We start from the raw sequence: 25,661 nt of genomic DNA, 5'->3' as shown, positions 1-25,661 counted from the left end.
CCACAAACCCCCGCTTTGACGGCCGTAGAGGGTAGGTTGACTACATCGCCAACACATGGGATAAGAGCTAAGCCATGCTCACTGTTAAAGACAATATCAGCTGAGCGGTCATCAGGCCTGACAAACTCTTGATCCTCCGAGACCTGCTGATAATCAATGCTATACCTCATGCACAGCCTACCTCATTTGCGGGGTAAGGAATCAGCGCCGCGGGTCGTAAATAGTAAAATCCAGTTCAGTAGGCACGTTTGCGACGGAATTAGTTAGCCGATCTCGATACTATATAGTTTGGCAATTAACGCTTTTCAAGTACATACCCTACGCCTCTAAGTGTGTGTATCAGCTTGGTTTCGAAGGGGTCATCTATCTTGGCTCTGAGTCTTCGAATCGACACCTCTACAACGTTCGTGTCGCAATCAAAATTCATATCCCAAACCTGAGAGATAATCTGCGTACGGCTCAGTACCACCCCGGTGTTACGCATCAAGTAGTGCAGCAACGCGAATTCTTTGGTGGTCAAATCAATACGCTGACCGTCCCTGAATGCCCTGTGCCGGCTTTGATCAAGTTCCAGATCGGCCACGCGAATGACCTCCACAGATGCGGGGTGATCTGACCTGCGCATCAAGGCGCGAACCCGGGCTAGCAGCTCTGGGAACTCAAATGGTTTGATCAGATAGTCATCTGCGCCGTTCTCCAGCCCCCGGACCTTATCCGCCAATCGGCTTCTCGCCGTCAGCATCATGATGCGGGACGGGCAGTTTTTACGGCGCAACAACTCAAGGACCTGCCAACCGTCCATCTCTGGTAGGTTTATATCGAGGATAATCAGCTCGTACTCATGCTGCTTGGCCAAGAATAATCCATCTGATCCGGTGTGGACGCAATCTACGACATAGCCACACTCTGTAAGGCCTTGACGCACATACTCCGCAGTTTTTACTTCATCCTCAATTACCAGAATTCGCATGGGATTATGTCTCGATATCACTGAGCAATTAACCGCGCACGCGCGCCGGCATTATTGAAATGGATGGTAAATCAAAATGAGCGTGTTGGGGTTCAAATGACGGATTTGTAATTTCTAGGTAATACAGTTGATAGTCTGGAGGTATATCTTGTCGCGGCTTGGGTTTGACAGTTGCGGGCCCTCTCTCCAGCGGATGATTTGACCATATGAAATACTGGGTTATTTTCTTCTTTGTGCTAGCTTCGTTCCGTTCGGATGACGGCGAGGTCGCTCATGTTGAGGAGACTGGTCATTGGTGTAGTCATGAACTTCACCGGCATGCAATGCGTACAATCGAACGCTTACTTGAATTTTAGGCAAAAAAAAGGCGCCCAATGGGCGCCAAATATCCACCTTTTACCAAAGGAGCAATTAAGCCACTCAAGGTGAATTCGTAATGCTCGTTTTACTAATCGGACCAGCCGTCGAAAGACTGGCCCGCTCAGCGAATTACAGAATCGAAAGCGGGTACTCGATGATTACACGAGTTTCATCCAGATCCGATTCGAAAGCAGTGGCACGCGTGGTTGCCTGGCGCAACCGGAAGGACAAGTCTTTTGCCGGACCGGTTTGCACAACGTATTTGACTTCGACGTCACGCTCCCAACGCTTCTGATTGTCGAGCGGGTTGCCGTTGTCGTCGGTGCGCATGTAGAACTGGTTAGCGTTCGAGTAATCCGCGCCCGAGCCTCTGGCGTAGCGGGTCATGAACGTCAGGCCTGGGATGCCGTAGCTGGTGAAGTTCAGGTCATAGCGCAGCATCCAGGAACGCTCTTTCGGCGAGTTGAAGTCGCTGTACTGGATGGAGTTGTCGACGAAAATCGAGTCCGACTGACGCAGATAGTCGAAATCGTCGTCGCCGTTGTTGCGCTGGTGCGACAGGGCCAGGGTGTGGGCGCCGTAACGCACGCCGACCTTGGCACTCCAGATGTTGTTGTCGAATTCACCCAGGCGCTTCTTACCTTCATCTACGGCTTTGTAGTAGTTGAAGCCACCGATCAGCGCCAGATCGTCGCTCAGCGGGTAAACAACGCTGGTGCCGGCGTAGTACTGATTCCAGACGTCTTTCAGCTGGCTGGCGTAGACGCTCACAGTCCAGTTGTCGTTGATCGAGTAGTCACCACCACCGTAACCGATCCATGGCGAGTTGACCGGGCCGCCGTAGAAGGTCACGAAGTTGTCGTTCAGGTTGCTGGAGACTGGCTGGCTCATGGCGTGCAGTCGACCACCCTGAAGGGTGAGGCCTTGGATGCTGGTGTTCTCAACGGTCACGCCGCGGAAGCTTTCTGGCAGCAGGCGAGAGTCACCGGATGCAACGACCGGAGTCGATGGGAAAACATCACCTACTTTCACGATGGTATCGAACAAGCGGACTTTGGCTGCACCGCCGACCTTGGTGTATTCGTCGCGAGCTTCGCCCTTGTTATCAACGGGTAGCACGTCGAAGGAGCTACGGCCGCCGTTGCGCCCATCACCGGTGTCGAGCTTGAGGCCGATCATGGCGAAGGCATCAACGCCGAAGCCAACGGTACCCTGGGTAAACCCAGAGTTGAATTTACTGATGATCGCGTGCGCCCAGGCTTCGGAGTAGCCGTTGGTATTGCCCTTGCCACTGTTGTAAGTGGGGGCGGTGCTGTCGCGATTATCACGGTTGAAGTAGAAGTTACGGTTCAACACTGTAAGGCTGCTGCCTTCAATGAAGCCTTCTGGCTTGTCTTCAGCTTGTGCCGAAATAGCGTAGCTTCCAGACAGCGCAGAAACTGCCGCCAAATACAGTGGTACTTTGATTTTCATCCGATGCTCCTTTGATTCACGGCAGTTTTTATTATGTTTACCGGCGCGGGTGTCGTTAATTGTTCTGACCCGGCGGCGCGCCTAGCGTAGCGCGAGCTCATATTTGCAGGCCGAAGATAACGGGAGGGTGATAGGACAATTACAATTTCGTCATCTGCCTGTTATTCGGCGCCTTCGCACCGCGTGTTTGCCATCTCCGTTGCTTGTAACGAAATCCTAGTGCCGGGTTTGGTTTCCCAGTATTTTCGGGCATTACAGGACTTTCTTACGAAATTGTAATTTTCTAGCCACCCCTCTGATAGCTACCGCTCATTAGAGTGCCATCACCTAATCAAGTGGGGCTTGGCAGCTGTTTCGGCGTTCTCGCCAAGCTTTATCGAAGTTTGTGCACGAGGACCATCAAAGTGCCCCGGTATAACCGCAATGTCTTATCCAAGACCTCCGTCTCGCCCTGGAAGATCGCTGCACTCTGTGCAGTCATCTCTGGATTGATGGCACCTGCAGCTCTTGCTCAAAGCATCAGCTTGCCCCAGGCGCTTTCGACGGCCATGGATGCCAACCCTGACCTGGCCGCGGCCCGGCAAGAGATTGGCATCGCTGATGGTGCTCGCAAGCAGGCCGGGCTTATCCCCAACCCCACTATTTCGTACGACGTGGAAGACACCCGTCGTAACACCAGCACGACGACCGTGTCGCTTAGCCAAACCCTGGAGCTGGGTGGTAAGCGGGGAGCTCGTGTTGACGTCGCCACTTACGGGCAGACCGCCGCACAGCTGGAGTTGGACCGTCGCGTGAACGGTCTGCGGGCAGACGTCGTACAGGCCTTCTACGCCGCATTGCGGGCCCAGACAGGCCTTGACCTGGCCAAGCAATCTCTCGAACTGACTGAGCGCGGTCTCCGCATCGTCGATGGTCGTGTTCGCGCAGGTAAATCGTCTCCAGTAGAGGCCACCCGCGCCCAAGTACAACTGGCCGAAGCAAAGCTGCAAGTTCGACGTGCCGAAACCGAAAAGACGACCGCTTACCAGCAACTCGCTCAAATTACCGGGAGCTCGGTCACCGTCTTTGATCGACTCGAATCGCCAACCCTCTCCCCGGGACTGCCACCGCGGACTGAAGAGCTGCTGGCGAAGCTCGATCAGACCGCAGAAATGCGCCAGGCCGTGGTACAGATCGACAAGAGCGATGCCTCGCTCGGTTCAGAGAAAGCTCAGCGTATCCCGAACCTTACCGTCAGCGTAGGTAGCCAGTACGACCGCTCTGTGCGCGAGCGTGTCAACACTGTGGGCGTCTCTATGCCTTTGCCGCTGTTTGATCGCAACCAGGGCAACATTCTTTCCGCTTCTCGTCGTGCAGATCAGGCCCGAGACCAGCGCAATGCTGTGGAGCTGCGGCTGCGCACCGAAACCCAAACCGCGTTGAACCAGTGGTCCACCGCCATGCAGGAGGTCGAGTCCTACGACAAGACCATTCTGCCGTCAGCCCAACAAGCCGTAGATACCGCAACCCGCGGCTTCGAGATGGGCAAATTCGGCTTCATCGAAGTGCTGGATGCCCAGCGCACCTTGATCGTCGCTCGTGGCCAATATCTCGAATCGTTGGCAGCGGCGACCAATGCGCGTGCGCAGGTGGAAAGGGTTTATGGCGAAGTCGGCTCAACTGCCGGCGCTCGCTGAACGGGCCAAACATTTTCTTCGGCACACAGCCTTGAACAAGCCGGTGCCTACGATCAGCAGGAGTAGCAATGGATAACAAACGCAAGATCGCCCTCGCGGTAGCCGCTGTGGCAGCCCTCGGATTTGGCAGCCTTGCCTGGAACAACAGTTCTGGACAGCAGGCCGCTAGTACCGCCGAGCATGGCGCTAACGATGGCCATGGCGACGAAAAGAAAGCCGCATCTGCCGCCAAAGAGGAGGGTGATGAGGGCCATGGTGAAGAAGGCCACAGCGAAGAGGGCGGTGAAGAAGAGGGCAAGCTGACGCTTAGCGCTGAGCAGATCAAGGCTGCCGGCGTTGCCCTGGAAGCTGCAGCGCCGCGTGACTTGGGTACAGTCGTGAGCTTCCCGGGCGAAATTCGCTTCGATGAAGACCGGACCGCCCACGTGGTTCCTCGTGTTCCTGGCGTTGTAGAGACTGTCCAAGCCGACCTGGGTGAGACGGTCAAAAAGGGTCAGGTCCTCGCTGTAATCGCGAGCCAGCAGATCTCTGACCTGCGCAGCGAACAACAGGCCGCACAGCGTCGCGTCGAACTGGCGCGAGTGACCTTCGAGCGTGAGAAGCAGCTGTGGCAGGACAAGATTTCCGCGGAGCAAGACTACCTCCAAGCACGCCAAGCGCTGCAAGAAGCGGAGATCTCCTTGGCCAACGCCAAGCAGAAGGTCGGTGCGATCGGTGCTTCGGTTAACTCCGTTGGCGGTAATCGTTACGAACTCCGAGCTCCTTTCGACGCCGTGGTGGTGGAGAAACACCTGACCGTTGGCGAAGTCGTCAGCGAGGCGACCAACGCCTTCATCCTTTCTGACCTGAATCAGGTCTGGGCAACCTTCGCCGTCCCGCCTACAGATCTGGGCAAGGTCACGACTGGTCGTGCGGTGAAAGTCTCTTCGCCTGACATGAATGTCGAGGTCGAAGGGAAGGTGGGTTATGTCGGGAGCCTGCTGGGCGAGCAAAACCGCGCAGCCACTGTCCGCGTCACCTTGACCAACCCCAACGGTGCCTGGCGTCCAGGCCTGTTCGTGAACATTGCGGTCACTTCCCAGACTGATCGAGTTGCCGTAGCGGTCCCTGAGCACGCAGTCCAGACCGTTGAAGACAAACCCTCGGTATTCGTACGCACCCCAGATGGGTTTGACACCCGCCCGGTAAAACTGGGTCGTCGCGACAATGGGTACGTGGAAGTCATCGACGGTATTGAAGCCGGCGCCCAGGTAGCAACCAGTGGCAGCTTCACACTCAAGTCCGAGCTCGGCAAAGCTTCTGCCGAACACGGTCACTGATGCGAACTGACAGGATGATTTCTCATGTTTGAACGTATCATCAGATTCGCCATCGAGCAGCGCATCGTAGTAATGATCGCTGTTCTGATCATGGCGGGTATCGGTATCTACAGCTATCAAAAGCTGCCCATCGATGCGGTACCCGATATCACCAACGTCCAGGTGCAGATCAACACTGCAGCGCCTGGTTATTCGCCTTTGGAAACCGAACAACGGATCACGTTTCCAGTTGAAACGGCCATGGCCGGTCTCCCGGGCCTTCAGCAGACCCGTTCCCTGTCTCGCTCTGGCTTGTCTCAGGTCACCGTGATCTTCAAGGATGGCACTGACATCTTCTTTGCCCGCCAGTTGATCAACGAGCGGCTGCAGGTTGCGAAGGAACAGCTGCCAGAAGGCGTAGAGGCCGTTATGGGCCCGGTATCTACCGGCCTCGGCGAGATCTTCCTGTGGACCGTTGAAGCCGAAGATGGCGCGGTCAAAGAGGACGGTACGCCTTACACCCCGACCGACCTGCGCGTGATCCAAGACTGGATCATCAAGCCTCAGCTGCGCAACGTCCCGGGTGTAGCCGAGATCAATACCATCGGCGGCTATGCCAAGCAGTTCCTGGTTGCGCCAGATCCTAAGCGCCTGGCTACCTACAAGCTTACCCTCAATGACCTGGTCGCAGCGTTGGAAAGTAACAATGCCAACGTCGGCGCCGGCTACATCGAACGTAATGGTGAGCAGTTGCTCATCCGTGCGCCCGGCCAGGTAGGCAACATCGAAGACATCGCCAACATCGTGATCACCAGCGTGGATGGTGCACCGATTCGCATCAGCAGCGTTGCTGACGTCAGCATCGGTAAAGAACTCCGCACAGGTGCTGCTACTGAGAACGGCCGCGAAGTCGTGCTCGGTACCGTGTTCATGCTGATTGGTGAAAACAGCCGTACTGTGTCTCAAGCTGTCGCCGCCAAACTGGCGGACATCAACCGCACCCTGCCAAAGGGCGTGGTGGCTGTGACCGTTTACGACCGTACCAACCTGGTTGAAAAAGCCATCGCGACGGTGAAGAAGAACCTGGTAGAAGGCGCGATCTTGGTAATCGCGATTCTGTTCCTGTTCCTCGGCAACATCCGTGCAGCCCTGATCACCGCGATGGTGATTCCGCTGTCCATGCTTTTCACCTTCACAGGCATGTTCAACAACAAGGTCAGTGCCAACTTAATGAGTTTGGGGGCACTCGACTTCGGCATCATCGTCGACGGTGCCGTGGTTATTGTAGAAAACGCGATCCGTCGACTGGCTCATGCGCAGCATAAGCATGGCCGCATGCTCACCAAAACCGAACGCTTCCACGAGGTCTTTGCCGCGGCGCGAGAAGCTCGCCGGCCGCTGATCTTCGGTCAGCTGATCATCATGGTGGTGTACCTGCCGATCTTCGCCCTCACCGGCGTCGAAGGCAAAATGTTCCACCCTATGGCGTTCACCGTTGTGATGGCTCTGCTGGGCGCAATGATCCTGTCCGTTACCTTTGTTCCTGCAGCTATTGCCATGTTCGTCACTGGCAAGGTGAAGGAAGAGGAAGGCGTGGTCATGCGCACAGCTCGACTGCGCTATGAGCCGGTTCTGCAATGGGTGCTGGGACATCGGAACATCGCTTTCTCGGCCGCAGTAGCCTTGGTCGTGCTCAGTGGTGTGCTGGCAAGTCGTATGGGTAGCGAGTTCATCCCAAGCCTCAGTGAGGGTGACTTTGCGATGCAGGCCATGCGTGTGCCTGGAACGAGCCTCACTCAGTCCGTCGAGATGCAGCAGCGTCTGGAGAAAGCGGTAATAGCGCAGGTGCCTGAAGTCGAGCGGATGTTCGCACGCTCGGGTACCGCGGAAATTGCATCTGACCCGATGCCACCGAACGCCTCCGACGCCTACATCATGCTCAAGCCTCAGGATCAGTGGCCTAACCCCAAGAAGCCTCGCGATGAGCTGATTGCTGAGGTGCAGAAGGCCGCAGCGGGTGTTCCAGGAAGCAACTACGAGTTGTCGCAGCCAATCCAACTGCGTTTCAACGAGCTGATTTCGGGCGTGCGTAGTGATGTCGCTGTGAAGGTCTTCGGCGATGACATGGACGTGCTCAACAACACCGCCAACAAGATCGCGGCAGCGCTCAAAGCGGTACCGGGCTCGTCGGAAGTGAAAGTTGAGCAGACATCCGGCCTGCCGGTGCTGACAATCAACATCGACCGCGAGAAAGCAGCACGCTACGGCCTGAACATCGCGGATGTTCAGAACTCGATCGCTATCGCCGTGGGTGGTCGCCAGGCCGGCACGCTGTATGAGGGCGACCGTCGGTTCGACATGGTAGTGCGCCTGCCTGAGACCGTTCGCACCGACGTAGCGGGGATGTCCAGTTTGCTGATTCCGGTGCCTGCCAATGCGGCTCAGGGTGCCAACCAGATCGGTTTCATCCCGCTGTCGCAGGTCGCTAATCTGGACCTGCAACTGGGCCCGAACCAAATCAGCCGCGAGAACGGCAAGCGTCTGGTAATCGTCAGTGCCAACGTTCGAGGCCGTGACCTGGGATCCTTCGTTGAGGAGGCGACCGCTTCGCTGGATCAGAAGGTGCAAATCCCTGCGGGCTACTGGACGACTTGGGGTGGCCAGTTCGAGCAGCTGCAGTCGGCTGCCAAACGGCTGCAGATCGTTGTTCCAGTCGCCTTGCTGCTGGTCATGACCTTGTTGTTCCTGATGTTCAACAACCTGAAGGACGGCATGCTGGTCTTCACCGGTATTCCATTCGCACTCACCGGTGGTGTTGTGGCGTTGTGGTTGCGGGACATCCCACTGTCGATCTCGGCAGGTGTCGGCTTCATTGCACTGTCCGGCGTTGCAGTACTGAACGGCCTGGTGATGATTGCCTTCATCCGCGGGCTAAGGGAGGAAGGGCGAACGCTCAGGCAGGCAGTCGATGAAGGTGCATTAACCCGTCTGCGACCTGTTCTGATGACTGCCTTGGTAGCTTCCCTGGGCTTCATCCCGATGGCTTTGGCCACCGGTACCGGTGCAGAAGTTCAGCGGCCACTGGCGACTGTGGTGATTGGCGGGATCCTGTCCTCCACCGCATTGACCTTGTTGGTACTGCCTGCCCTGTATTACTGGGCACACCGCAAGGATGAAGACGGCGACGAGGCCGAAGTGGTTAGCTAACAGGCTCCGCTAAAGAGAAGCCCACAACACGTGTTGTGGGCTTTTTTGTGTGCGCCAGGCATGGCGCGTTGCGCGTAAGCGCAACCCGCTTGGTTGTGGTGGCCAAGTGGGTGACTTGGAGGTGAAAGTCCTCTACACACCCGGCAAGGGGAAGTGTTAGCCGGAGGCAAGGGTGTCGCGGGTGACCGCGAATCTGAAGGAAGCCCGAGGCAAAATGCTGGCCTGACGAACAGGAAGCGGATAGAGGCGGCACAGCGGGGTGAGGTGGCACAAATCGCCAAAGCCCAATACTTGCACGGAACGCTGTGACGTAGATCCGACAGGCATAAGCAGGAAGGTCGCGCGAATTACCCTGGGAGATCTGTACGCTTGCCACTGTGCTACCGCGCGTCGAAAGGCGACGGGACGAGCGTGCAGAAGTCAGCCGAAGCCGTAGTAAGTGGCGGTTAACCGCGCCACCAAGGGCCGAACAGGTTATGCCGCCAGTAGGCGTCGCCGTCTCGTTGGTAACCGTAATGCAGAAATTTCCCACAGCGGAAACTGTCATCCCGAATCCCGGCCAGAAGCCGAGGGTGATGCCTGACAGTGCAAAGGTGCCGGCGGCGTCAGCGACGTGGACGAACGCGGAGCCGGACACGCTGATGGAGCGGGTGCTTGCACCGGCCAACCTCAGGCGTGCGTATCAACGCGTGGTTAGCAACAAGGGGGCTCCGGGTGCCGATGGCATGACGGTCGCTGACTTGGCGGGCTACGTGAAACAGTATTGGCCAACCCTCAAGGCCAGGTTGCTGGCCGGTGAATACCATCCCCAAGCAGTGCGAGCGGTTGAAATTCCCAAGCCGCAGGGCGGCACACGGCAACTGGGTATCCCCAGCGTCGTGGATCGCCTGATCCAGCAAGCACTGCAGCAGCAGCTCACACCTATCTTCGACCCACTGTTCTCGGACTACAGCTATGGTTTTCGTCCGGGCAGAAGTACGCATCAAGCCATCGAGATGGCCCGTGCTCATGTGACAGCGGGACACCGCTGGTGCGTGGAACTCGATCTGGAGAAGTTTTTCGATCGGGTCAATCACGACATCCTCATGGCCTGCATCGAACGTCGGATCAAAGACAAGTGCGTACTCAGGCTTATTCGCCGCTACCTTGAAGCCGGGATCATGTCGGGCGGTGTCGTCAGCCCACGGCAGGAGGGGACGCCGCAAGGCGGCCCGCTTTCGCCGTTGCTGTCGAATATCCTGCTCGACGAACTCGACCGCGAGCTGGAGCGGCGGGGCCATCGCTTCGTACGTTATGCCGATGATGCGAACATCTATGTACGCAGTCCCCGGGCCGGCGAACGGGTGTTGGTCAGCGTCGAGCGCTTCCTGAGAGAACGTCTGAAGCTGACGGTGAACAGGAAGAAAAGCCAAGTGGCAAGGGCGTGGAAGTGCGACTACCTAGGCTATGGGATGAGCTGGCACCAGCAGCCAAGGCTGCGCGTGGCAAGGATGAGCCTAGACCGCTTACGCGACCGGCTCAGAATGCTGCTGCGCAGCGTACGGGCTCGCAAAATGGCGACTGTCATCGAGCGGATCAACCCCGTCCTGAGAGGCTGGGCTAGCTACTTCAAGCTCAGCCAGAGCAAGCGGCCGCTTGAGGAACTGGATGGTTGGGTCAGGCACAAACTCCGCTGCGTCATCTGGCGTCAATGGAAGCAGCCTCCCACGAGGCTGAGAAACTTGATGCGCCTGGGGTTGAGCGAGGAGCGTGCCAACAAGTCAGCCTTCAATGGCCGAGGTCCATGGTGGAATTCGGGAGCGCAACATATGAACTACGCGCTGCCAAAGAAACTGTGGGACCGGCTCGGGCTGGTCTCGATACTGGATACGATTAACCGGCTTAGCCGCGTAACCTGAACCGCCGTGTACGGAACCGTACGCACGGTGGTGTGAGAGGACGGCGGGTGTGAATCCGCCTCCTACTCGATTTAAAGTGAAGTAGATGCACTTACCTTTCAAAATTGTAAGTTTCTCGTCATGCCGGTGATGCCTATGCATTGCTAAGGTTACGCCCGAGAAGTTTTGAAATTGAGAGGGTTTTATGAAAAAGCTAATTATCGCTGCTGCACTTGTTGTTTTCTCGGTGGCTTCGCAGGCCAACACTTTTTCCGAGAGCAAGCAGCTGCAATACACCAAGGAGCACCAGACCGCAGTGGCCAAGTACGCGGAGAAAAATGGCAAGCCAATGCCAGAGATTCAGGATTACAAATATGGCATGAAGATAGACGTTGCTAAGTTCGTACGTCAGTCGCAGGACCCACGTACCTGCCAGGTCTACCCACGGTTGATGACCTTCGAGGACTCCCAGGGCACGCTCAAGACTGTTCGTTACTCGATGTATTCGCAATGCATCAACAACAAGTAGTAAACGATTTGAACAGAACAATTAGAGAATTCATAAATGCCAGGCAGTGCCTGGCATTTTTTATTACGCCCGATGCCCCATGGTTTTGACATGTTAACGCCTGGGCCGGGGCAAACCGTGCAATAGGTCTTAGCTAACCAACCGCGACGGCTCCCAACTGCAGAGGGCAATTGGAAGCCTTGACCCCAGAAGGGACGAGTTATGAAGAGTTTGCTTGAACGCCCTGATGACCAAGCTGGGCATGAAGGTCATAGCCATGAGCATGGCGGCATTTTTGGCATGAACACGGAGCTGATTTTCGCGCTGATCTGTGGTGCCCTCCTGGGTGCCGGAGCTCTCGCAGGACAACTTGACCTGATTGATCGACTGCCCCTGATTCTGTACGTGTCGGCCTATGTGTTCGGTGGATGGTTCACCACCAAGGAAGCGATCAGCAACATCCGCCAGAAACGCTTCGAGATCGATTCGCTGATGCTTCTCGCCGCAGCCGGTGCCGCGAGCATTGGCGCCTGGGCGGAGGGGGCTCTGCTGCTGTTCCTGTTCAGTCTGGGGCATTCCCTTGAAAGCTACGCGATGGGGCGGGCCAAGAAAGCGATTGAGGCACTGTCCAAGCTCGCACCAGCCACCGCGATCGTACGCAGAGCAAATGGCACGTTGGAAATGCCTGTGGAGCTGCTGGTTCCCGGTGACGTTGTCATCGTGCGCCCCAATGACCGCCTACCGGCCGATGGTTTTGTTGTAGTGGGCTCCTCAAGTATCAACCAGGCGCCAGTAACCGGTGAGAGCGTCCCCGTGGACAAGCAACCTGTCCCTGATGCCGAACTCGCACGCAGCAAGCCAGATGCAGTGGATGCAGCCTCGAAAGTCTTCGCCGGTACCATCAATGGCGAAACGCTCATCGAGGTTGAGGTAACACGGCGCTCTACGGAAAGTACCCTGGCGCGGGTCATCAAGATGGTCAGTGAAGCCGAAGTCAGGAAGTCACCGACCCAGCGATTCACGGACCGCTTCCAACGCATATTCGTCCCGTTGGTTTTGCTGCTGGTAGTCGGGCTGCTATTTGCCGGCATTTTCCTTGATGAGCCGTTCCGTGACTCGTTCTACCGGGCGATGGCCGTACTGGTTGCAGCCAGCCCCTGCGCGCTGGCGATCGCAACACCAAGCGCCATTCTATCTGGCATCGCCAGGGCAGCCCGAGGTGGCGTGCTGATCAAGGGCGGTGCACCGCTTGAAGAGCTCGGCTCCTTGAATGCCATGGCATTCGACAAGACCGGTACCCTGACCGAAGGGCGCCCACGCATCACCGATGTAATACCGGTAGGCGGCACGCAGATCGAGGATCTACTAAACGTCGCCATCGCTGTGGAGTCGATGAGCGACCATCCGCTGGCTGCGGCAATTGTGCGTGACGGTGAAGAGATGATTGGCACACGGCGCCGATTGCAAGCCAAGAACATGAGCAACATGATTGGCCGCGGCGTACGTGCCGAGCTTGATGGGCAGTTCGTCTGGATTGGCAAGGTCGAGATGTTCGGTACCAATGGTATTCCCGCACTGAGCAAGGCAGCCTTGGAGGCTGCGGAGCGTCTGCGTCAGTCGGGCCGCACAACCATGGTGGTACGTCGCGCTGACAAGGATCTGGGCGCTATCGGGCTATTGGACACACCCCGAGAGGGTGCCAAAGAGGCACTCCAGAAACTCAGAGAGATGGGCATCGACCGCATGGTCATGATTTCTGGGGACCACAACCGCGTTGCAGAGGCGGTAGCCAAACAAGTTGGCTTAGATGAGGCGTGGGGAGACCTAATGCCGGAAGACAAGGTCAAGGCCATCAAGAACCTGCGCCTCAGCGCCAGGGTGGCCATGGTGGGTGACGGCGTGAATGATGCCCCTGCCATGGCCAATTCGAGCGTTGGCATCGCAATGGGGGCTGCCGGATCTGATGTCGCCCTGGAAACGGCTGATATCGCGCTTATGGCTGACGACATCAGGCAACTCCCATTTGCGGTGGGGCTGAGCCGTCACACGCGATCGATCATCCGCCAGAACCTGTTCGTCAGCTTGGGGATTGTGGCCATCTTGGTTCCGTCTACCATCATGGGCTTGAGCATTGGTGCCGCCGTTGCGATCCATGAGGGCTCCACACTGCTGGTCGTCTTCAACGCCTTGCGGTTGTTGGCCTACCGCAGAAGCTCCTGATCCCTGAGCTTCAATCATGAAGCTAAGCAGGGAAATGACTTGAAGTAGAAGTACGGGTCGTGCGCGATCAGCGCACGACCCGTACTTTTCTCACTCGTCGATCCCGATGCGCTTGAGGCTTTCAAGGGCCTTCCCACACTCAGGTGAGCCGTGCCTTAAGCCGCAGGCCAACGCAGCTTTGAGACTCATGACACCGGCTACGAAACCGACTTGATTGCCGACCCCTTGTCCGTTCGCAAATCCCTGATCATACGCAATCTCCACAAGTGCATTGATCGCCGCCAGGGTGTCTTGTTTGTTGGTACTGTTCTGCATATCTACTCCGCGAGCATTCAGCTCATATCGCTCGGTTAGATGGCGGCGCCTTCAGGTTTGGGGTGAGCGAATCCCGCTCCCATAGCCAATCCCTAACGGGGGGCATAGCCCGCCACCGTAAGGAAAATCAGCTATTGAGAGCAGGTGACTCGTTTTGGTCACGCGTGCTGCTCGCCTCACCGCATTGGCACTGAGTGGGTACATCCGGATAGCCGCTGTGTTTCTCGACGAACAGCGTTTGGCAGGTGGTGCACCCATAAATCCGCGGCAGAGACTTCAGACCACCTGGCAGCACATCGCTCAAGGGCTCGTTATGCCAAGGAGCCCCGTCAAGGATCTTGGAGCGCAGGATGTTTCCCAGCCGCCAGGTGTTACTTTGTGCGCGCCAGAACCACATCGGCGCCGAAAGTGAATACTGGATGAAGGTCTCTTCCGGCTGTTTGGAGAGCATCGGAAATTTAGGGCGGGTCGATCCGGAATCGATGATAGTGAACCCCATGCCCATCTCAGCGCTCGGATGGGTCTGTTCACCGAAATAGCGGTCGTGACTCGCCGAAGCCGTAGCTTGATGATCAGTCGGCGGAAATACCCACAGATAGCACTCGCTTCGAGTCACCATTTCGACGAGCTGGCTCTGTCCCCGTATAGGGAAATCTGCAGCCAGTGCGAAGCGATCTTTCCACGTGATTTTCGGAGGCGGTGCCATACCCGCCGCAATGGCCAGCGTCGCCGTTTTCGGGACGAATCGATCGCCGAGCTCGTTCAGATCCAGATTCTTGCAAAGGGCTTTGAATGCCTTTTTACGAGTCTTCGAGGTGAAGGAGGGGTCGAGGAGCAGGCGAACCTGGTTCACGCCTATCCCTGCAGCTCGTAGTACTTCGATGACTTCTTCAGCCACGCCGACTGCTTGAAGATCGGTCAATCCCAAGCACTTTTTCGCCCGCTCAATCGTCTCGTAGAGGTTGTACTGCCTGTCGCTGTCACGGCATACCTGGATTGGCAGATTGTCTTGGGAGTCAACTTCTGGGGAGACGGAGCCAATGGCAGCGTGGAGCAACTGGTGAATGTGCTGGTGAGCGTACGGGCGACCGGAAGCCGAGAATGAGGCGTGCAGCTGAGCAGCGAGAGGTTGAAGCAGCTTTTTGGCAGACATGACTATCCCCTAATGAGCGACGTTGGGGTAGCTGCGCTTGTAGGGCCGTTAGACGCGAAGCTGGACGTCGAATCAGGTTCAATCATGAGTAGGAGTCAGGTTTGGTTTGCTTGCACGGCCACCATGCAAAACCCGACGCGGCAATCACACCAGATTCGCCGAGTTTTGGCAAGAGAGGTCATCAGGTGAGCGAGAGCAGGTAGGAGGAGGACGCTCCAAGCTCGATCACGTCAGAAACAGGGAAGCCGGAAGCACATTGAGCGCTTCCGGCTTTCTCACGTCAGACTGATGAGAGGGATCAGAAGACGTATTGCAGGCGGGTCACGATTGCATTGCCGCTGTCGTCGCCCACGGTGTTCTCGTTATTGTCAGTACGCACGTTGATGTAGTTGGCACTGAGTTTCACTGCCTCGTTGACATACCAGTTCACACCCACAGTGTGGCTCTTGGCCTTGCGCTCGTTCGATTGATCCGCTGCGGTGACCAGGTTGCCGTCTTCGACCTTGATATCGTCAAAGCGGTAGAAAACTTCCCAGGCCCCCAGTTCCTTGTTCTCTGGTTTGATAGTGTCGAACTTGGCACCGTCGAGCTTGTAGATACGCGGCTCGCCGGTCAGGGTGTAAGCCATCTGGGCGTAGTAACCAGAGGCCTTCATGTCGCTGTTGGCCTGGTCAGCTTTCAGCTTGCGGCGAAGGTATTCCGCTTGCACCGAGAACGGGCCGGTGGCCCAGGCACCTTCGAGACCCCAGACCGAATCGTCCTTCCACAGGCCATCTTGTGCGGCGGCACCGCCAAACAGCATGCGGTTGCCGTTGGTGCCGGCATCGCCGCCGCCATTGGTATCTACACCGCGAACGCCAAGACGCGAACGAATCCGGGTATCGACCGCACTGTTTTTGAGGTCGCGGTAAGCGTACTGAGCACCGACGTGCAGGACGTTGCCATCACTGTGCAGCGGTGCGAACACGGCACGTGCGTTGTAGCGCTTGGTGCTGTCGCCATCCGAGTTGTTGTTGGTTTCGCTGAAAACGCTACCGGAGACATAAGCCATGTCAGCGATGGTGCTGGTGGCTTGAACACCCATGCCGGCGTTGTCGTTGATCCAGTCCGCCAGGTCGTACGAGAGGTTCCGCTCCATGGCAGTGGTCCACTTCGAACTGGTGGCTTTCTCAAGACCGAAGTCGGTGTAGAAACGACCGAATCGCAGTTGGACGGGCTTGAAACCGGTGTAGGTCAGGCTGGCCTCGTCGAAGTAACCGTCGGAGTCGTTGCCCGTGTTGCGGGAAAGGTCGTAGTTGAGCTGATACTTCCAGTCGCGGTACAGAACGCCGCCGAGCTCAAGGTAGGCGCGACGGAAGTAGCCGGCGTCAGCGGTATCGCCATTCTTGGTGAAGACACCATCGAAACGGCCGTAGTCGGCCTGAACGCGACCGCCCAGTTTGAAACTGAATTCCTTGTCAGAAGTCGATACTTCAAGACCGCCCTTGGTCTTCAGAACGATGTCAGCTCCGTCAGTGGTTACTGTTCCGGAGAATGCTTGCGAGGAAAATGTGCCTATTATTGCGGCAGCCAACAGCTTTTCCCGCATGTTCGAAGAACGGATCATTGCTTGCCTCTCGTATGTTAAGTGCTTAGCTACCGACGTTGTATTTCGCCCTTCGTCGGCCTAAATTTATCTTGCAGATGGGAGCAGGCCACGGTTGTCACCTGCTGTAACAAGATGCCTTTGTTCTAAGCACTCTGACTAGATTGCAAGCGAATATGACAGTTGTGTTTCTGTAGTGTTAACAGGAGAGTTTGAAACCTAACAAAACTGTTACCGAACAAGCCAGTCCTTCTTATCAAAGAAGCTCTTCTTGATCAATCTACGGATTTCCAGAACGTGCGGGTTGCGGGCAAGCTTGGTTTTGATAACAAGATAGACATCTTTCTCCTCCAGATCGTCCAAAAAACCCGGCATCGGCAGAATATTCCTCTCCATCTTTCGACTATAGTCGGGCAGCACACCGATACACGCGCCTCCTACGACAAGGCCACGGGATAAGTTATAGTTCTTTACCCGAGTGGTACCGCCCTGATGCTCAGCCATTATCGATGCCCACTTTCGTGAGCCCGCCAAAATCTCTTCATCCCAAGGGATAACGAGCATGAAGTTGTGCAAATCCAGGCTCTGCACTGGAAGGGTGACGCTTCTTGAGTAGCGGCTGGAAATGAACAGCGAGTGCCCAATCCGGCCAAGCCGTTCAAACCTATACGTAGGATGGCGATCAAACGCGCCCTCATCATCTGGGCTCACGAAAGCGATACCCACATCGACTTCACACTCAGAGAGCATCTGCGTTGTGCACTCTGAATGGATTTCAAGCTGCATTTCGGCATGATCGCGCACGTAGGCGACTAGATCGCGGTTTACGATGTCGCTCAACACTGGCTCCGTGATCGCGATGGTAAGCCTGGGGACTTCCTTTTCACCGGACTTGCCAAGGCCGTCTGGGCCGAAGAGCTGGCACAGGTAATGGCTGACCCTCTCGCCAGTGCGGGTCAGGGCAAGCTTGTTGTGTTTGTATACAAACACGGGAGCACCAATGTGCTCTTCCAGTTTCTCCAAGCGTTTCCGAAGGCCTACCACTGGCACATTGAGCCCCCGGGCAGCCTGTTTGAAACTGGCACAACGTGCTGTTGCGAAAAACTCTACGGCCAGCTGATCATCAATTGGCAGATCATCCAATATGTCAGGACTGTAAGGAACAACGCTGCTTGTAAATGTTTCATTTTGTGTAACCATTGGGTCCCCCTTAATTCGGGGAATCTATCTCAATGCCACCCAGCATTTCCTTATCTTGTCAGCATTGTAATCCGCAGGTCATGCATGCGTTATCGGAAGGTTTTATTTCGAAAGCGTAATTTTCGAGCAATCTTGCTGATATTGTAGCGTGCTAGCCTAGCGCGCCAATTTCATTACTTGGCAGATCTAAATTTAGCCAATTACGCATTTACATTTGGTTCACTTTTTTTTCACCTTTGCCTCCATAGGCTTTGGGCATGGAAAATCAAACCCTACCTCTTACTACCTTACTGATTCGTTATCTGGGGATCGGCTTCATAGCAACGGGAATCCATTATGCGGTGTTCCTAGTGCTGGTTACGACAGAATTATCTACTCCATTGCTAGCCAGTATCTGTGGAGGCATGGTTGGCGCTATCGCAAGCTTTATTGGAAATAGGGCGCTCTGCTTTGTGTCAGATGGCTCTCGTAAGTTTCAGCCTGTCAGGTTTGCACTGGTCGCGTTAGCCACAAACTTCGGCAATGGCGTGGGTATGTGGTTCCTCATCAAGTCGAATCTGTCACCGCTCATCTCCCAACTTGTAGTGACCTTAAGCCTCACTGCACTTGGATTCATTGCACATCGTTTTTGGACATTCAATCATGCAGACATTACATCGCTTTCCCGAGCGCCCTGATCCCTTGTTAACCATCGTCGTCCCTTGCTTCCAGGAAGAGGAAACCATCCCCGAGTTCCACCAGCGGATCACCCGCGTCGTGAAGCGCTTACCCGTCTCCTGCGAAATCCTCTATATCGACGATGGCAGTAACGACCGAACGGCCGACATTCTTCGCCACTATCAGGATGGGTCATCTGTACGTTGTCTGTCCCTGAGTCGCAACTTCGGCAAAGAGGCTGCACTCAGCGCCGGGATAGACCATGCCCGTGGCAGTGCGCTGATCTTCATCGATGTCGACCTGCAGGACCCACCAGAGCTCATCTCGGCCATGGTGGACCACTGGCAACGCGGTTACGACGTGGTGAACATGCAACGCAACCTGAGAGTCGGTGATTCGTGGTTTAAGCGCATGAGTGCCCGGGCTTACTACTGGGTCATGCAGCGCCTGGTGGAGAAGGTGGACATGCCGGCCGATGTCAGCGATTTCCGATTGATTGGGCCTGCGCCGCTGGCAGCACTGCGGGCGCTGGACGAACGCTCCAGGATTCTCAAAGGCATGATCGGCTGGGTAGGCTTCCGTACCATCGAGCTGCCCTACAATCGCACCGTTCGCCATGCCGGCAGCACCAAGTGGAATGCAGCTGGCCTGTTCAATCTGGCCATCGAAAGCATCGTCAGCTTCTCTCGCAAACCGCTGCGCATTTTCAGCCTCATCAGTTTCGGTCTTTTCGTCTCCAGCATCTGCTACATGCTTGCGTCGCTTGTGGCAGGAAGTTTCGACATCCATCACCTGATCGTCGGAATGGCTTCATTCATGTGCGTCGGTGTCGCCATGGTGGGGGAGTACCTGGGCGTGACACTCGCGGAAGTGAAGCGCCGGCCTCTCTATTTCCTGAAGCACAGCAGCAAGGCGGATCCCGTGTCACTCCACCCTTCGATGGCCTCGATCGAGGGTAAGAAATGCTGAGCCTGAAAAACGAGCGGACGCTGTGGTGGATCCTGGGTTCGATTTTGCTCTTGCGTTTGGTGGGGCTGGGCATCTATCCACTGATGGACACATCGGAGGCTCGCTACGCTGAAATGGCTCGCAAGATGGTCGAGTTGAATGACTGGATCACGCCCATGTTCGACTACGGGGTACCGTTCTGGGGCAAGCCACCGTTGTCCTTCTGGACCCAGGCCGCAAGCATGACGGTCTTCGGCGTTAACGAGTTCGCTGCGCGTTTCCCGGCGTGGCTGCTGCACCTGGCAAGCTGTTTCATCATCATCAAACTCGGCACGCAGCAGATTTCCCGTAACGCCGGCATCTGGGCCGCCATTATCTTTTCCAGCACCACCCTTGGCCTAGTCTCCAGCGGTGTCGTGCTGACCGACCCTGTTTTGTCGTTCTCGATTCTGCTGGCCAGCTACGGTTTCTGGCGTTGGATGAAGTGCGCCAGCAAGGCGGATGCCTACCTGATGTTCGCAGGTCTCGGGCTGGGCTTGCTTGCCAAAGGCCCTCTGACCCTAGTGCTTATGGGGGCGCCGGCATTCGCCTGGTTCGTTATCTACAAGGAATGGGGACGGGTACTGAGGCTTCCCTGGATCAGCGGCCTTGTACTCATGTTCGGTATATCCGTGCCTTGGTATGTCGCGGCCGAGATGAAAACGCCCGGCTTCATGGAGTACTTCTTCGTTGGTGAGCACTGGAGCCGCTACGTCGTCAGTAACTGGGCGGGCGACCTATACGGCAGTGCTCATGCCAAGCCATATGGCACCATCTGGATCCAGCTCGGACTGTCGCTACTGCCGTGGGCCTTTTTCTTACCATTACTGATCCGCAAGCGTGAATCAATGCAGCGCTTCGAGGCTTACCTCTGGCTGTGGGCCTTGGCGACACCGGTCTTCTTCACATTTGCAGGCAACATTCTGTGGACCTACCTGCTACCTGCGCTGCCAGCCTGGGCATTGCTGCTATCCGGACGGATCAGCGATGTTGGCCCGAAGACTACATGGGCTGCCGCGGCGAGTGCATTGGTGTTACCAATCATCGGTGCGGGCATCATCTACGCCGGGGTACTTGAGGAGCGACCTCAGAATCAGCGAGATGTGGTTCAAGCCTGGCTCAATGTGCAGTCTGCTCATTCCGCTCCCCTGATCTATCCTGGCCGCCGCTCATACTCGTCGGAGTTTTACAGCAGCGGAAAGTCCGAGAACATCAAGGATCCTGCCAAGTGGCCGCAGGATGGCTCGTTCTATCTGTCCAGGCGCTTGCGAGACAGCAAGGATGGTCTGCCCGCTGATCTAGCATGTACAGCGATCACCGAAGCGAACGCCAGCCAGCTCATGCTGTGCCATTGGAAACGTACCGTACAAGGTGCCGAGGGTCTGGCTGGAGAAAGCAATGCGGAAACGCCTCGCAAGAACGAAGGCTAAATTCCAAGCACAAAAAAGCCAGGTTTTATCCTGGCTTTTTTGTCGATTTCTTTCGTCATTTGAAGTCCTATTTAACCGCCGATTAATTGTCGGCTTGTTCCTTACCATCCTTGCTTTCTTTCTTTTGCTCTTGAGCGACTTGTTGTTTGTTCTGGTCCGAAGAGTCATCGCTCCATAGGCGAGCCTGTTCGGTTCGGAAGTTTTCATTGAACTGTTTCGCTCGCTCGAAGCCACCTTCAGCGTAAGCGGTACCCATGAGACCCAGCAGCAGGCTGCCAATAGCGATAGATTTGACAAATTTCATTGTGAACCTCGGTTCATACTAGGCCTGCCTGATTAGCGGCCTTTGTTGGTTTGTAGTTTAGGAACGCGAAGCTAACGACAAGGTGAGTCAATAATTACAATTCCGTAATTTTGGCGGCAGGCAGGATGCGTTAAATCCTCAAATCTGGAAGGATCATGTCTATCTCGGCACTGTCGAGGGCGACTAAGAATTTTCTCTTAAATTACAATTTTGATATCTAGCGCGTTAATTCAGCGCGGCGTTGTTGGCCGCCCTAGGAGATAGCCATGAATGACATAGAGCCCTGGGCAGTTGCTATCGGTGACTTTCGCCGCTGCACTGAAAAACTCACTGTCCAGCTCGATGAGCTGACCTCGCAGACGCGGACCTCCAGCGCTGTTCTGGAGAGGTCGAACGAACTGGTGGAGCAGGTGGACGCTGTCGGCCGGCAGATTCAGGAGGAGGTGCGAAAGGCGGAGAAGGCTTGGTCGAACGCGGAGGAGGTTGCCTTGCGCGCCGCTGCATCAGCGTATTCAGCTGCATGCCGCGGAGTCGACACCGCCATCCAGCCACTGATCTCGGAGCTTACAGCAGCGACAAAGGCGGCGGACGCCTCTATCCAGGAGCTCAAGCGGGCACCGGTGCTGGCCAAGCGTTATGTGATGGTGGTCGCCACGTCGTTCTTCATTCTGGCGCTGATCTGTGTCTACTCGACCATGCGCCTGATCGATGCCGCCGGCAGCGTAAGTGCTCAAGAGAAAGTGAATGCTCAGTACTTCTCACACCTGTGGAAGAACGCCAATCCTGACGAGCAGAAGATCATCAAGTCGGTGATTCTGCGGTCGCCTATGGACCCTGTGGTCCTCCGGCACTGATGCATTGAGCAAACAAAAAGGCCCGTCGATGGACGGGCCTAATCATGTCTGCGCGGTTTAAGCGGCGGTCATTGCTGGCTGCAGTTGCTGGGCTGCGGGAAAGTGAAGGTGGAACCAGGTGAAGTTTTCTTCGGTCACCTCCACGCTCGCCGACCCTTGGTGCAGGCTCATGATCGACTGCACAATGGCCAAGCCAAGACCGGTACCGCCTTCGCTCCGTGCTCGGCTCTTGTCCACACGGTAGAACCGCTCAAATAAGTGCGCATGGTGTTCCTTGGCAATACCGCGGCCGGGGTTGCCGACACTCAAGGTCGTACCGCTCGCACTATGCTGCACCTTCACGTAGACCGTGCGGCCGCGAGGGCAGTAGCGGATCGCGTTCGACACGAGGTTTGAGACGGCCCGTTGAACCATCAGGCGGTTCCCGCGTACCACATCATCACTCCCAGAAATCTGCAGCTGGATCTCGCCTTCCTCTGCCGAAATGCTGAAGAGGTCGCATACGCGCTGAACCTCGTCGACCAGGGACACCGGTTCGAACTCCACCATGGACGCAGGGTGACTGACCTGGGCCAAGAACAGCATGTCGGAAACCATGCGGCTCATGCGGTCCAACTCTTCTGTGCACGACTCTAGAACCTCCCGGTACTCGGAAAGCGATCTTTCTCTGGTCAAGGCAACCTGGGCCTTGCCCATCAGGTTGGAAAGCGGTGCTCGAAGTTCGTGGGCAAGGTCGTCAGAGAACTGCGAGAGCTGCTGAACGCCATCATCCAGGCGAGCCAGCATGATGTTGATGCCGTCGGCGAGCTTCTTGAGTTCTGCCGGCATCCCATCAGTCGGAAGACGATGGTCGAGGCTCTCCGTTGAGATCTTTGACGCCACCTTGAGGAATTTGGTCAGCGGCAGCAGGCCTCTGCGCACGGTCCACCAGCCAATGGCCAAGATCAGTGCGAGGATGACGGGGGACATCATCAAGGCCCAAGTCAGCAACGCATCAAGCAGTGCCTCACTGGATGACTGGTCCATGGTCATATAGACGCTGACCTCTGTTCCATCGCCCAAGCGCATGATCCGAGAAGCACTCAGCAGAGGACGGTCCTGCGTATCACGCCATTCATGCTCTTTAGGCTGGGCCGCCGGCTGAAACTTGTGCACCTCCAGATTGACCTGTTTCGAGCCAATCGAGAGCAGAGGAGTCTGATTCTGTGAGGTATCGAATATGCTCACATACAGGTTGTTGTGGCCCATGACCAAATCGACAAGCTGATGTGCATCTGCGTTGACGCCGGAGGTATCCGGGATGGTGGACAGGTTGTGAGCCATCCCCGCCATCTTTACTTCCAGGTCCGCTCGGGCATTTCTTTCCAGAGCCTTACCTACCATCAGATAGCCAAAGGTGGCGAACAGAAGCAGCAACGCTGCGCTCATCAACCCAACTTTTAACCCCAGCTTTGCAGCCAGGCTGAATGGCCTCATGCGCGTTCCTCAAAAACGTACCCAACGCCACGAAGCGTGTGAATGAGCTTGGTTTCAAACGGGTCATCGATCTTCGAGCGCAAGCGCCGGATGGCTACATCGATGACATTGGTGTCGCAATCGAAATTCATATCCCAGACCAACGAGATGATCTGGGAACGAGTCAGCGCTTCGCCCGTTCGGCTCATGAGCAGGTGCAGAAGCGCAAATTCCTTGGTGGTGAGATCGATGCGTGTGCCACCGCGGAAGACGCGATGGCGGACGGAGTCGAGTTCCAGATCCGCAATTTTCAGCGAGCTCTTCTCGACCAACTCATCACCACGGCGTTGCAGCGAACGGATGCGAGCAAGCAGTTCAGGGAATTCGAATGGCTTCACAAGGTAGTCATCCGCGCCGCCGTCCAAGCCCTTGAGCTTGTCATTGATGCGTCCGCGGGCGGTCAGCATGATGATGCGGACCCGGCTGGTCTTACGGATGGTTTCCAGCAGGTCCCAGCCGTCGATACCGGGGAGGTTCACGTCCAGAAGGACCAACGAATAGACATTAGTGTTGAACAAGTGCAGGGCATCTACACCGTTGTGCACGATATCTACGACATACCCGCTTTCGGATAGGCCCTGCTGAAGATATTCGGCAGTTTTAATTTCGTCTTCCACAACTAGAACGCGCATAACTTATCTCAAGGTGTGAGGAAGGAGTTGGCCTAATCCGCCAAGATTATGGTTGCAGGCTGTTCGAAAGATAGGCTGAGGGTATGGCATGTGGTAGTCGCTACCTCTGTCCATACGCCGGGTCACCTGAGGACGCTTGAATCTTAACGCGAAGAAGCTGGCCGCGGCGAAATCCTACAAATTTGTAATGTAGCCGCAAGATTTCTGACAGTCATGCAGGCTCCAGCTCTGAGCTTAGCGGATTCTGGGGTCTGCGACGGTGTATGACAGCTTCGCCTGACAGGCGGAATCGGCCATGACAGGCAGTATTTCGGTCGCCAGCTTGCAGAGACTGGCGCTGGCCTTGCATCGAGTGCGCCACGCAGGCAGTCCCCATGCACGGCCGCGAACTGCTACGCCTTTCTGCGAATTAGTTCACTTGGTGGCTCAGTAGTCTCCCGAATAATTACCTTACAATCTATTACATGTCCAAATTGTAATTGCGCGATCATCTTGGTGTTAGCCTCCTTTGCTAGTTTAAGGGCAGCGGAAGAGGCATCGCTGCTTTGGAAATTGTCTCATTTCAAAGCAGCTTGGCAAGAGCAGCGGGCAGTTGTTCTCGTCAATGCATTCACCTGTAAACCATACGCTCCTTTGGTAGGTGAATTTTAGCGCCCCCCTACGGGCGCTTTTTTATTAAGGGACTTCTTATGAACACTACTGTATCAGCGATCGCCGTGTTTATGCTCTTCACATCACTAACAGCCAATGCACAAAGCGGTATGGAAATAAACCAACGCATTGAGCGTTCTGCTAGAGAGGCTACTGCGGATTATGCTCAGCGCGTAAAAAAGCCCATGCCTCAACTTGAAGACTATGCCTACGGTATGGACCTTGACGTTGGTAAGTTGGTGTATGTATCACCCAGCGTGCGGTACTGCGGTAATGTAAGAAGTATGATGACCTACGAAGACTCGAAAGGCGAGCTGCACATGGTTCGCTACCTGGTGAAGGGCGAGTGTATTAACAGCCGTTAAGGCTCATCAAGATGATGTCTGCGGTCGCCGGATCATAGAAGCTCAATGCCGAACCGGCGCAGCAGTACGGCGAAACATCCGAAACTGGCCATTGTGATGAGGATGCTGCTGATAAGGGTCGGCCAGAAGCCGAGCTTAGGTAGCAGCAACGGGAACGCGATAAACATCGGCAGTGTAGGAAGCACGTACCAGAACGTGTACCAAGCATGATTGGAGATCTTCTCCATGCTCTGGTTCTCCAAATAGAGCCAGACCAGCGTCAAGACAGTGACCAGGGGTAGGGCGGCGACCAGGCCGCCCAGCTTGTCACTGCGTTTCGCCAGCTCTGATACGAGAATCACTATTCCGGCAGTGAGTAGGTACTTCGTGATGATCCAAGCCATCGCTGAACCTTCTGGGGATTGTGGACGGGGGAGGTGAAGCC

Annotated in this window: 21 protein-coding genes; 11 read left to right on the top strand and 10 right to left on the bottom strand. The window is 55.9% G+C overall.

The window, feature by feature from the left end; all coding sequences use genetic code 11:
• Positions 1-295: 295 nt before the first annotated feature.
• Both LU682_RS28990 and LU682_RS28985 read right to left on the bottom strand, forming a co-directional pair.
• Positions 296-970, bottom strand: a complete 675-nt coding sequence (locus LU682_RS28990; protein WP_003253420.1) for a heavy metal response regulator transcription factor — start codon at positions 968-970, stop codon at positions 296-298.
• Between the two features lie 489 nt (positions 971-1,459).
• Positions 1,460-2,803, bottom strand: coding sequence for an OprD family porin (locus tag LU682_RS28985; protein WP_003253422.1), 1,344 nt, complete (start codon positions 2,801-2,803; stop codon positions 1,460-1,462).
• Between the two features lie 404 nt (positions 2,804-3,207).
• On the opposite strand from LU682_RS28985, the gene LU682_RS28980 reads away from it, so the two are divergent.
• From LU682_RS28980 to LU682_RS28955, 6 genes are all read left to right on the top strand, one after another.
• A complete protein-coding gene (locus LU682_RS28980; RefSeq protein ID WP_016712696.1) occupies positions 3,208-4,479 on the top strand; it encodes a TolC family protein in 1,272 nt (423 codons plus the stop codon).
• Positions 4,480-4,547: 68 nt separating this feature from the next.
• Positions 4,548-5,798 carry an efflux RND transporter periplasmic adaptor subunit gene (locus tag LU682_RS28975; RefSeq protein WP_003253426.1) on the top strand — a complete coding sequence of 417 codons (1,251 nt, stop codon included), beginning with the start codon at positions 4,548-4,550 and terminating at the stop codon, positions 5,796-5,798.
• A 24-nt stretch (positions 5,799-5,822) separates the two neighbouring features.
• Positions 5,823-8,984 (top strand): CusA/CzcA family heavy metal efflux RND transporter, encoded by a 3,162-nt coding sequence (locus LU682_RS28970; protein WP_003253428.1) that lies wholly within the window; start codon positions 5,823-5,825, stop codon positions 8,982-8,984.
• A gap of 476 nt (positions 8,985-9,460) precedes the next feature.
• Positions 9,461-10,882 carry a group II intron reverse transcriptase/maturase gene (gene ltrA / locus LU682_RS28965; protein WP_010952877.1) on the top strand — a complete coding sequence of 474 codons (1,422 nt, stop codon included), beginning with the start codon at positions 9,461-9,463 and terminating at the stop codon, positions 10,880-10,882.
• Between the two features lie 184 nt (positions 10,883-11,066).
• Positions 11,067-11,390, top strand: coding sequence for a DUF2790 domain-containing protein (locus LU682_RS28960; RefSeq protein ID WP_003253432.1), 324 nt, complete (start codon positions 11,067-11,069; stop codon positions 11,388-11,390).
• Positions 11,391-11,591: 201 nt separating this feature from the next.
• Positions 11,592-13,589 (top strand): heavy metal translocating P-type ATPase, encoded by a 1,998-nt coding sequence (locus tag LU682_RS28955; protein WP_009682002.1) that lies wholly within the window; start codon positions 11,592-11,594, stop codon positions 13,587-13,589.
• A gap of 90 nt (positions 13,590-13,679) precedes the next feature.
• Here LU682_RS28955 and LU682_RS28950 read toward each other — a convergent pair whose 3' ends face one another.
• The 4 genes from LU682_RS28950 to LU682_RS28935 all read right to left on the bottom strand — a co-directional run bounded on the left by LU682_RS28950 (position 13,680) and on the right by LU682_RS28935 (position 17,842).
• Positions 13,680-13,904, bottom strand: coding sequence for a hypothetical protein (locus tag LU682_RS28950; RefSeq protein WP_003253436.1), 225 nt, complete (start codon positions 13,902-13,904; stop codon positions 13,680-13,682).
• A gap of 127 nt (positions 13,905-14,031) precedes the next feature.
• Positions 14,032-15,057 carry a hypothetical protein gene (locus tag LU682_RS28945; protein ID WP_003253439.1) on the bottom strand — a complete coding sequence of 342 codons (1,026 nt, stop codon included), beginning with the start codon at positions 15,055-15,057 and terminating at the stop codon, positions 14,032-14,034.
• Positions 15,058-15,355: 298 nt separating this feature from the next.
• Positions 15,356-16,663, bottom strand: a complete 1,308-nt coding sequence (locus LU682_RS28940) for an OprO/OprP family phosphate-selective porin (RefSeq protein WP_003253440.1) — start codon at positions 16,661-16,663, stop codon at positions 15,356-15,358.
• Positions 16,664-16,873: 210 nt separating this feature from the next.
• Positions 16,874-17,842: a LysR family transcriptional regulator gene (locus LU682_RS28935; RefSeq protein WP_003253442.1), complete on the bottom strand. Its 969-nt coding sequence runs from the start codon at positions 17,840-17,842 to the stop codon at positions 16,874-16,876.
• A gap of 257 nt (positions 17,843-18,099) precedes the next feature.
• Between LU682_RS28935 and LU682_RS28930 the strand changes: the two genes are divergently transcribed.
• The 3 genes from LU682_RS28930 to LU682_RS28920 are packed head-to-tail and all read left to right on the top strand — an operon-like array spanning position 18,100 to position 20,916.
• On the top strand, positions 18,100-18,519 hold the full coding sequence (locus LU682_RS28930; protein ID WP_003253444.1) for a GtrA family protein: 420 nt from the start codon (positions 18,100-18,102) through the stop codon (positions 18,517-18,519).
• Positions 18,485-19,468 carry a glycosyltransferase family 2 protein gene (locus LU682_RS28925; protein ID WP_003253446.1) on the top strand — a complete coding sequence of 328 codons (984 nt, stop codon included), beginning with the start codon at positions 18,485-18,487 and terminating at the stop codon, positions 19,466-19,468. The genes LU682_RS28930 and LU682_RS28925 overlap by 35 nt, the downstream gene beginning before the upstream one ends.
• The gene (locus LU682_RS28920) at positions 19,462-20,916 is read left to right on the top strand and encodes an ArnT family glycosyltransferase (protein ID WP_003253448.1); all 1,455 of its coding nucleotides are present in this window, start codon (positions 19,462-19,464) and stop codon (positions 20,914-20,916) included. Before LU682_RS28925 ends, LU682_RS28920 begins: the two co-directional genes overlap by 7 nt.
• A gap of 82 nt (positions 20,917-20,998) precedes the next feature.
• On the opposite strand, the gene LU682_RS28915 is transcribed toward LU682_RS28920, so the two are convergent.
• Positions 20,999-21,220 (bottom strand): hypothetical protein, encoded by a 222-nt coding sequence (locus LU682_RS28915; RefSeq protein WP_003253450.1) that lies wholly within the window; start codon positions 21,218-21,220, stop codon positions 20,999-21,001.
• A gap of 266 nt (positions 21,221-21,486) precedes the next feature.
• Here LU682_RS28915 and LU682_RS28910 point away from each other — a divergent pair, with 266 nt between their 5' ends.
• The gene (locus tag LU682_RS28910) at positions 21,487-22,074 is read left to right on the top strand and encodes a hypothetical protein (protein WP_003253452.1); all 588 of its coding nucleotides are present in this window, start codon (positions 21,487-21,489) and stop codon (positions 22,072-22,074) included.
• Positions 22,075-22,131: 57 nt separating this feature from the next.
• Here the strand turns inward: LU682_RS28910 and LU682_RS28905 are convergent, their stop codons facing one another.
• Positions 22,132-23,550 carry a heavy metal sensor histidine kinase gene (locus LU682_RS28905; RefSeq protein WP_060489872.1) on the bottom strand — a complete coding sequence of 473 codons (1,419 nt, stop codon included), beginning with the start codon at positions 23,548-23,550 and terminating at the stop codon, positions 22,132-22,134.
• Complete coding sequence (locus tag LU682_RS28900) at positions 23,547-24,221, bottom strand: heavy metal response regulator transcription factor (RefSeq protein ID WP_003253457.1); 675 nt, start codon at positions 24,219-24,221, stop codon at positions 23,547-23,549. Before LU682_RS28900 ends, LU682_RS28905 begins: the two co-directional genes overlap by 4 nt.
• 689 nt (positions 24,222-24,910) lie before the next feature.
• Between LU682_RS28900 and LU682_RS28895 the strand changes: the two genes are divergently transcribed.
• On the top strand, positions 24,911-25,237 hold the full coding sequence (locus LU682_RS28895; RefSeq protein WP_003253458.1) for a DUF2790 domain-containing protein: 327 nt from the start codon (positions 24,911-24,913) through the stop codon (positions 25,235-25,237).
• Between the two features lie 32 nt (positions 25,238-25,269).
• Here LU682_RS28895 and LU682_RS28890 read toward each other — a convergent pair whose 3' ends face one another.
• Positions 25,270-25,620, bottom strand: a complete 351-nt coding sequence (locus LU682_RS28890) for a DUF3147 family protein (protein ID WP_003253461.1) — start codon at positions 25,618-25,620, stop codon at positions 25,270-25,272.
• Positions 25,621-25,661 lie beyond the last annotated feature (41 nt).

Source organism: Pseudomonas alloputida (genome assembly GCF_021283545.2).
Taxonomy (GTDB): Bacteria; Pseudomonadota; Gammaproteobacteria; order Pseudomonadales; family Pseudomonadaceae; genus Aquipseudomonas; species Aquipseudomonas alloputida.
This window is presented reverse-complemented; position numbering and strand designations above follow the sequence as displayed.

Coding starts and splice junctions, on each gene's coding strand:
- LU682_RS28990 (WP_003253420.1), bottom strand. CDS start 970: ATGCGAATTCTGGTAATTGAGGATGAAGTAAAAACTGCGGAGTATGTG.
- LU682_RS28985 (WP_003253422.1), bottom strand. CDS start 2,803: ATGAAAATCAAAGTACCACTGTATTTGGCGGCAGTTTCTGCGCTGTCT.
- LU682_RS28975 (WP_003253426.1), top strand. CDS start 4,548: ATGGATAACAAACGCAAGATCGCCCTCGCGGTAGCCGCTGTGGCAGCC.
- LU682_RS28970 (WP_003253428.1), top strand. CDS start 5,823: ATGTTTGAACGTATCATCAGATTCGCCATCGAGCAGCGCATCGTAGTA.
- ltrA (WP_010952877.1), top strand. CDS start 9,461: ATGCCGCCAGTAGGCGTCGCCGTCTCGTTGGTAACCGTAATGCAGAAA.
- LU682_RS28960 (WP_003253432.1), top strand. CDS start 11,067: ATGAAAAAGCTAATTATCGCTGCTGCACTTGTTGTTTTCTCGGTGGCT.
- LU682_RS28955 (WP_009682002.1), top strand. CDS start 11,592: ATGAAGAGTTTGCTTGAACGCCCTGATGACCAAGCTGGGCATGAAGGT.
- LU682_RS28950 (WP_003253436.1), bottom strand. CDS start 13,904: ATGCAGAACAGTACCAACAAACAAGACACCCTGGCGGCGATCAATGCA.
- LU682_RS28945 (WP_003253439.1), bottom strand. CDS start 15,057: ATGTCTGCCAAAAAGCTGCTTCAACCTCTCGCTGCTCAGCTGCACGCC.
- LU682_RS28940 (WP_003253440.1), bottom strand. CDS start 16,663: ATGATCCGTTCTTCGAACATGCGGGAAAAGCTGTTGGCTGCCGCAATA.
- LU682_RS28935 (WP_003253442.1), bottom strand. CDS start 17,842: ATGGTTACACAAAATGAAACATTTACAAGCAGCGTTGTTCCTTACAGT.
- LU682_RS28930 (WP_003253444.1), top strand. CDS start 18,100: ATGGAAAATCAAACCCTACCTCTTACTACCTTACTGATTCGTTATCTG.
- LU682_RS28925 (WP_003253446.1), top strand. CDS start 18,485: ATGCAGACATTACATCGCTTTCCCGAGCGCCCTGATCCCTTGTTAACC.
- LU682_RS28920 (WP_003253448.1), top strand. CDS start 19,462: ATGCTGAGCCTGAAAAACGAGCGGACGCTGTGGTGGATCCTGGGTTCG.
- LU682_RS28915 (WP_003253450.1), bottom strand. CDS start 21,220: ATGAAATTTGTCAAATCTATCGCTATTGGCAGCCTGCTGCTGGGTCTC.
- LU682_RS28910 (WP_003253452.1), top strand. CDS start 21,487: ATGAATGACATAGAGCCCTGGGCAGTTGCTATCGGTGACTTTCGCCGC.
- LU682_RS28905 (WP_060489872.1), bottom strand. CDS start 23,550: ATGAGGCCATTCAGCCTGGCTGCAAAGCTGGGGTTAAAAGTTGGGTTG.
- LU682_RS28900 (WP_003253457.1), bottom strand. CDS start 24,221: ATGCGCGTTCTAGTTGTGGAAGACGAAATTAAAACTGCCGAATATCTT.
- LU682_RS28895 (WP_003253458.1), top strand. CDS start 24,911: ATGAACACTACTGTATCAGCGATCGCCGTGTTTATGCTCTTCACATCA.
- LU682_RS28890 (WP_003253461.1), bottom strand. CDS start 25,620: ATGGCTTGGATCATCACGAAGTACCTACTCACTGCCGGAATAGTGATT.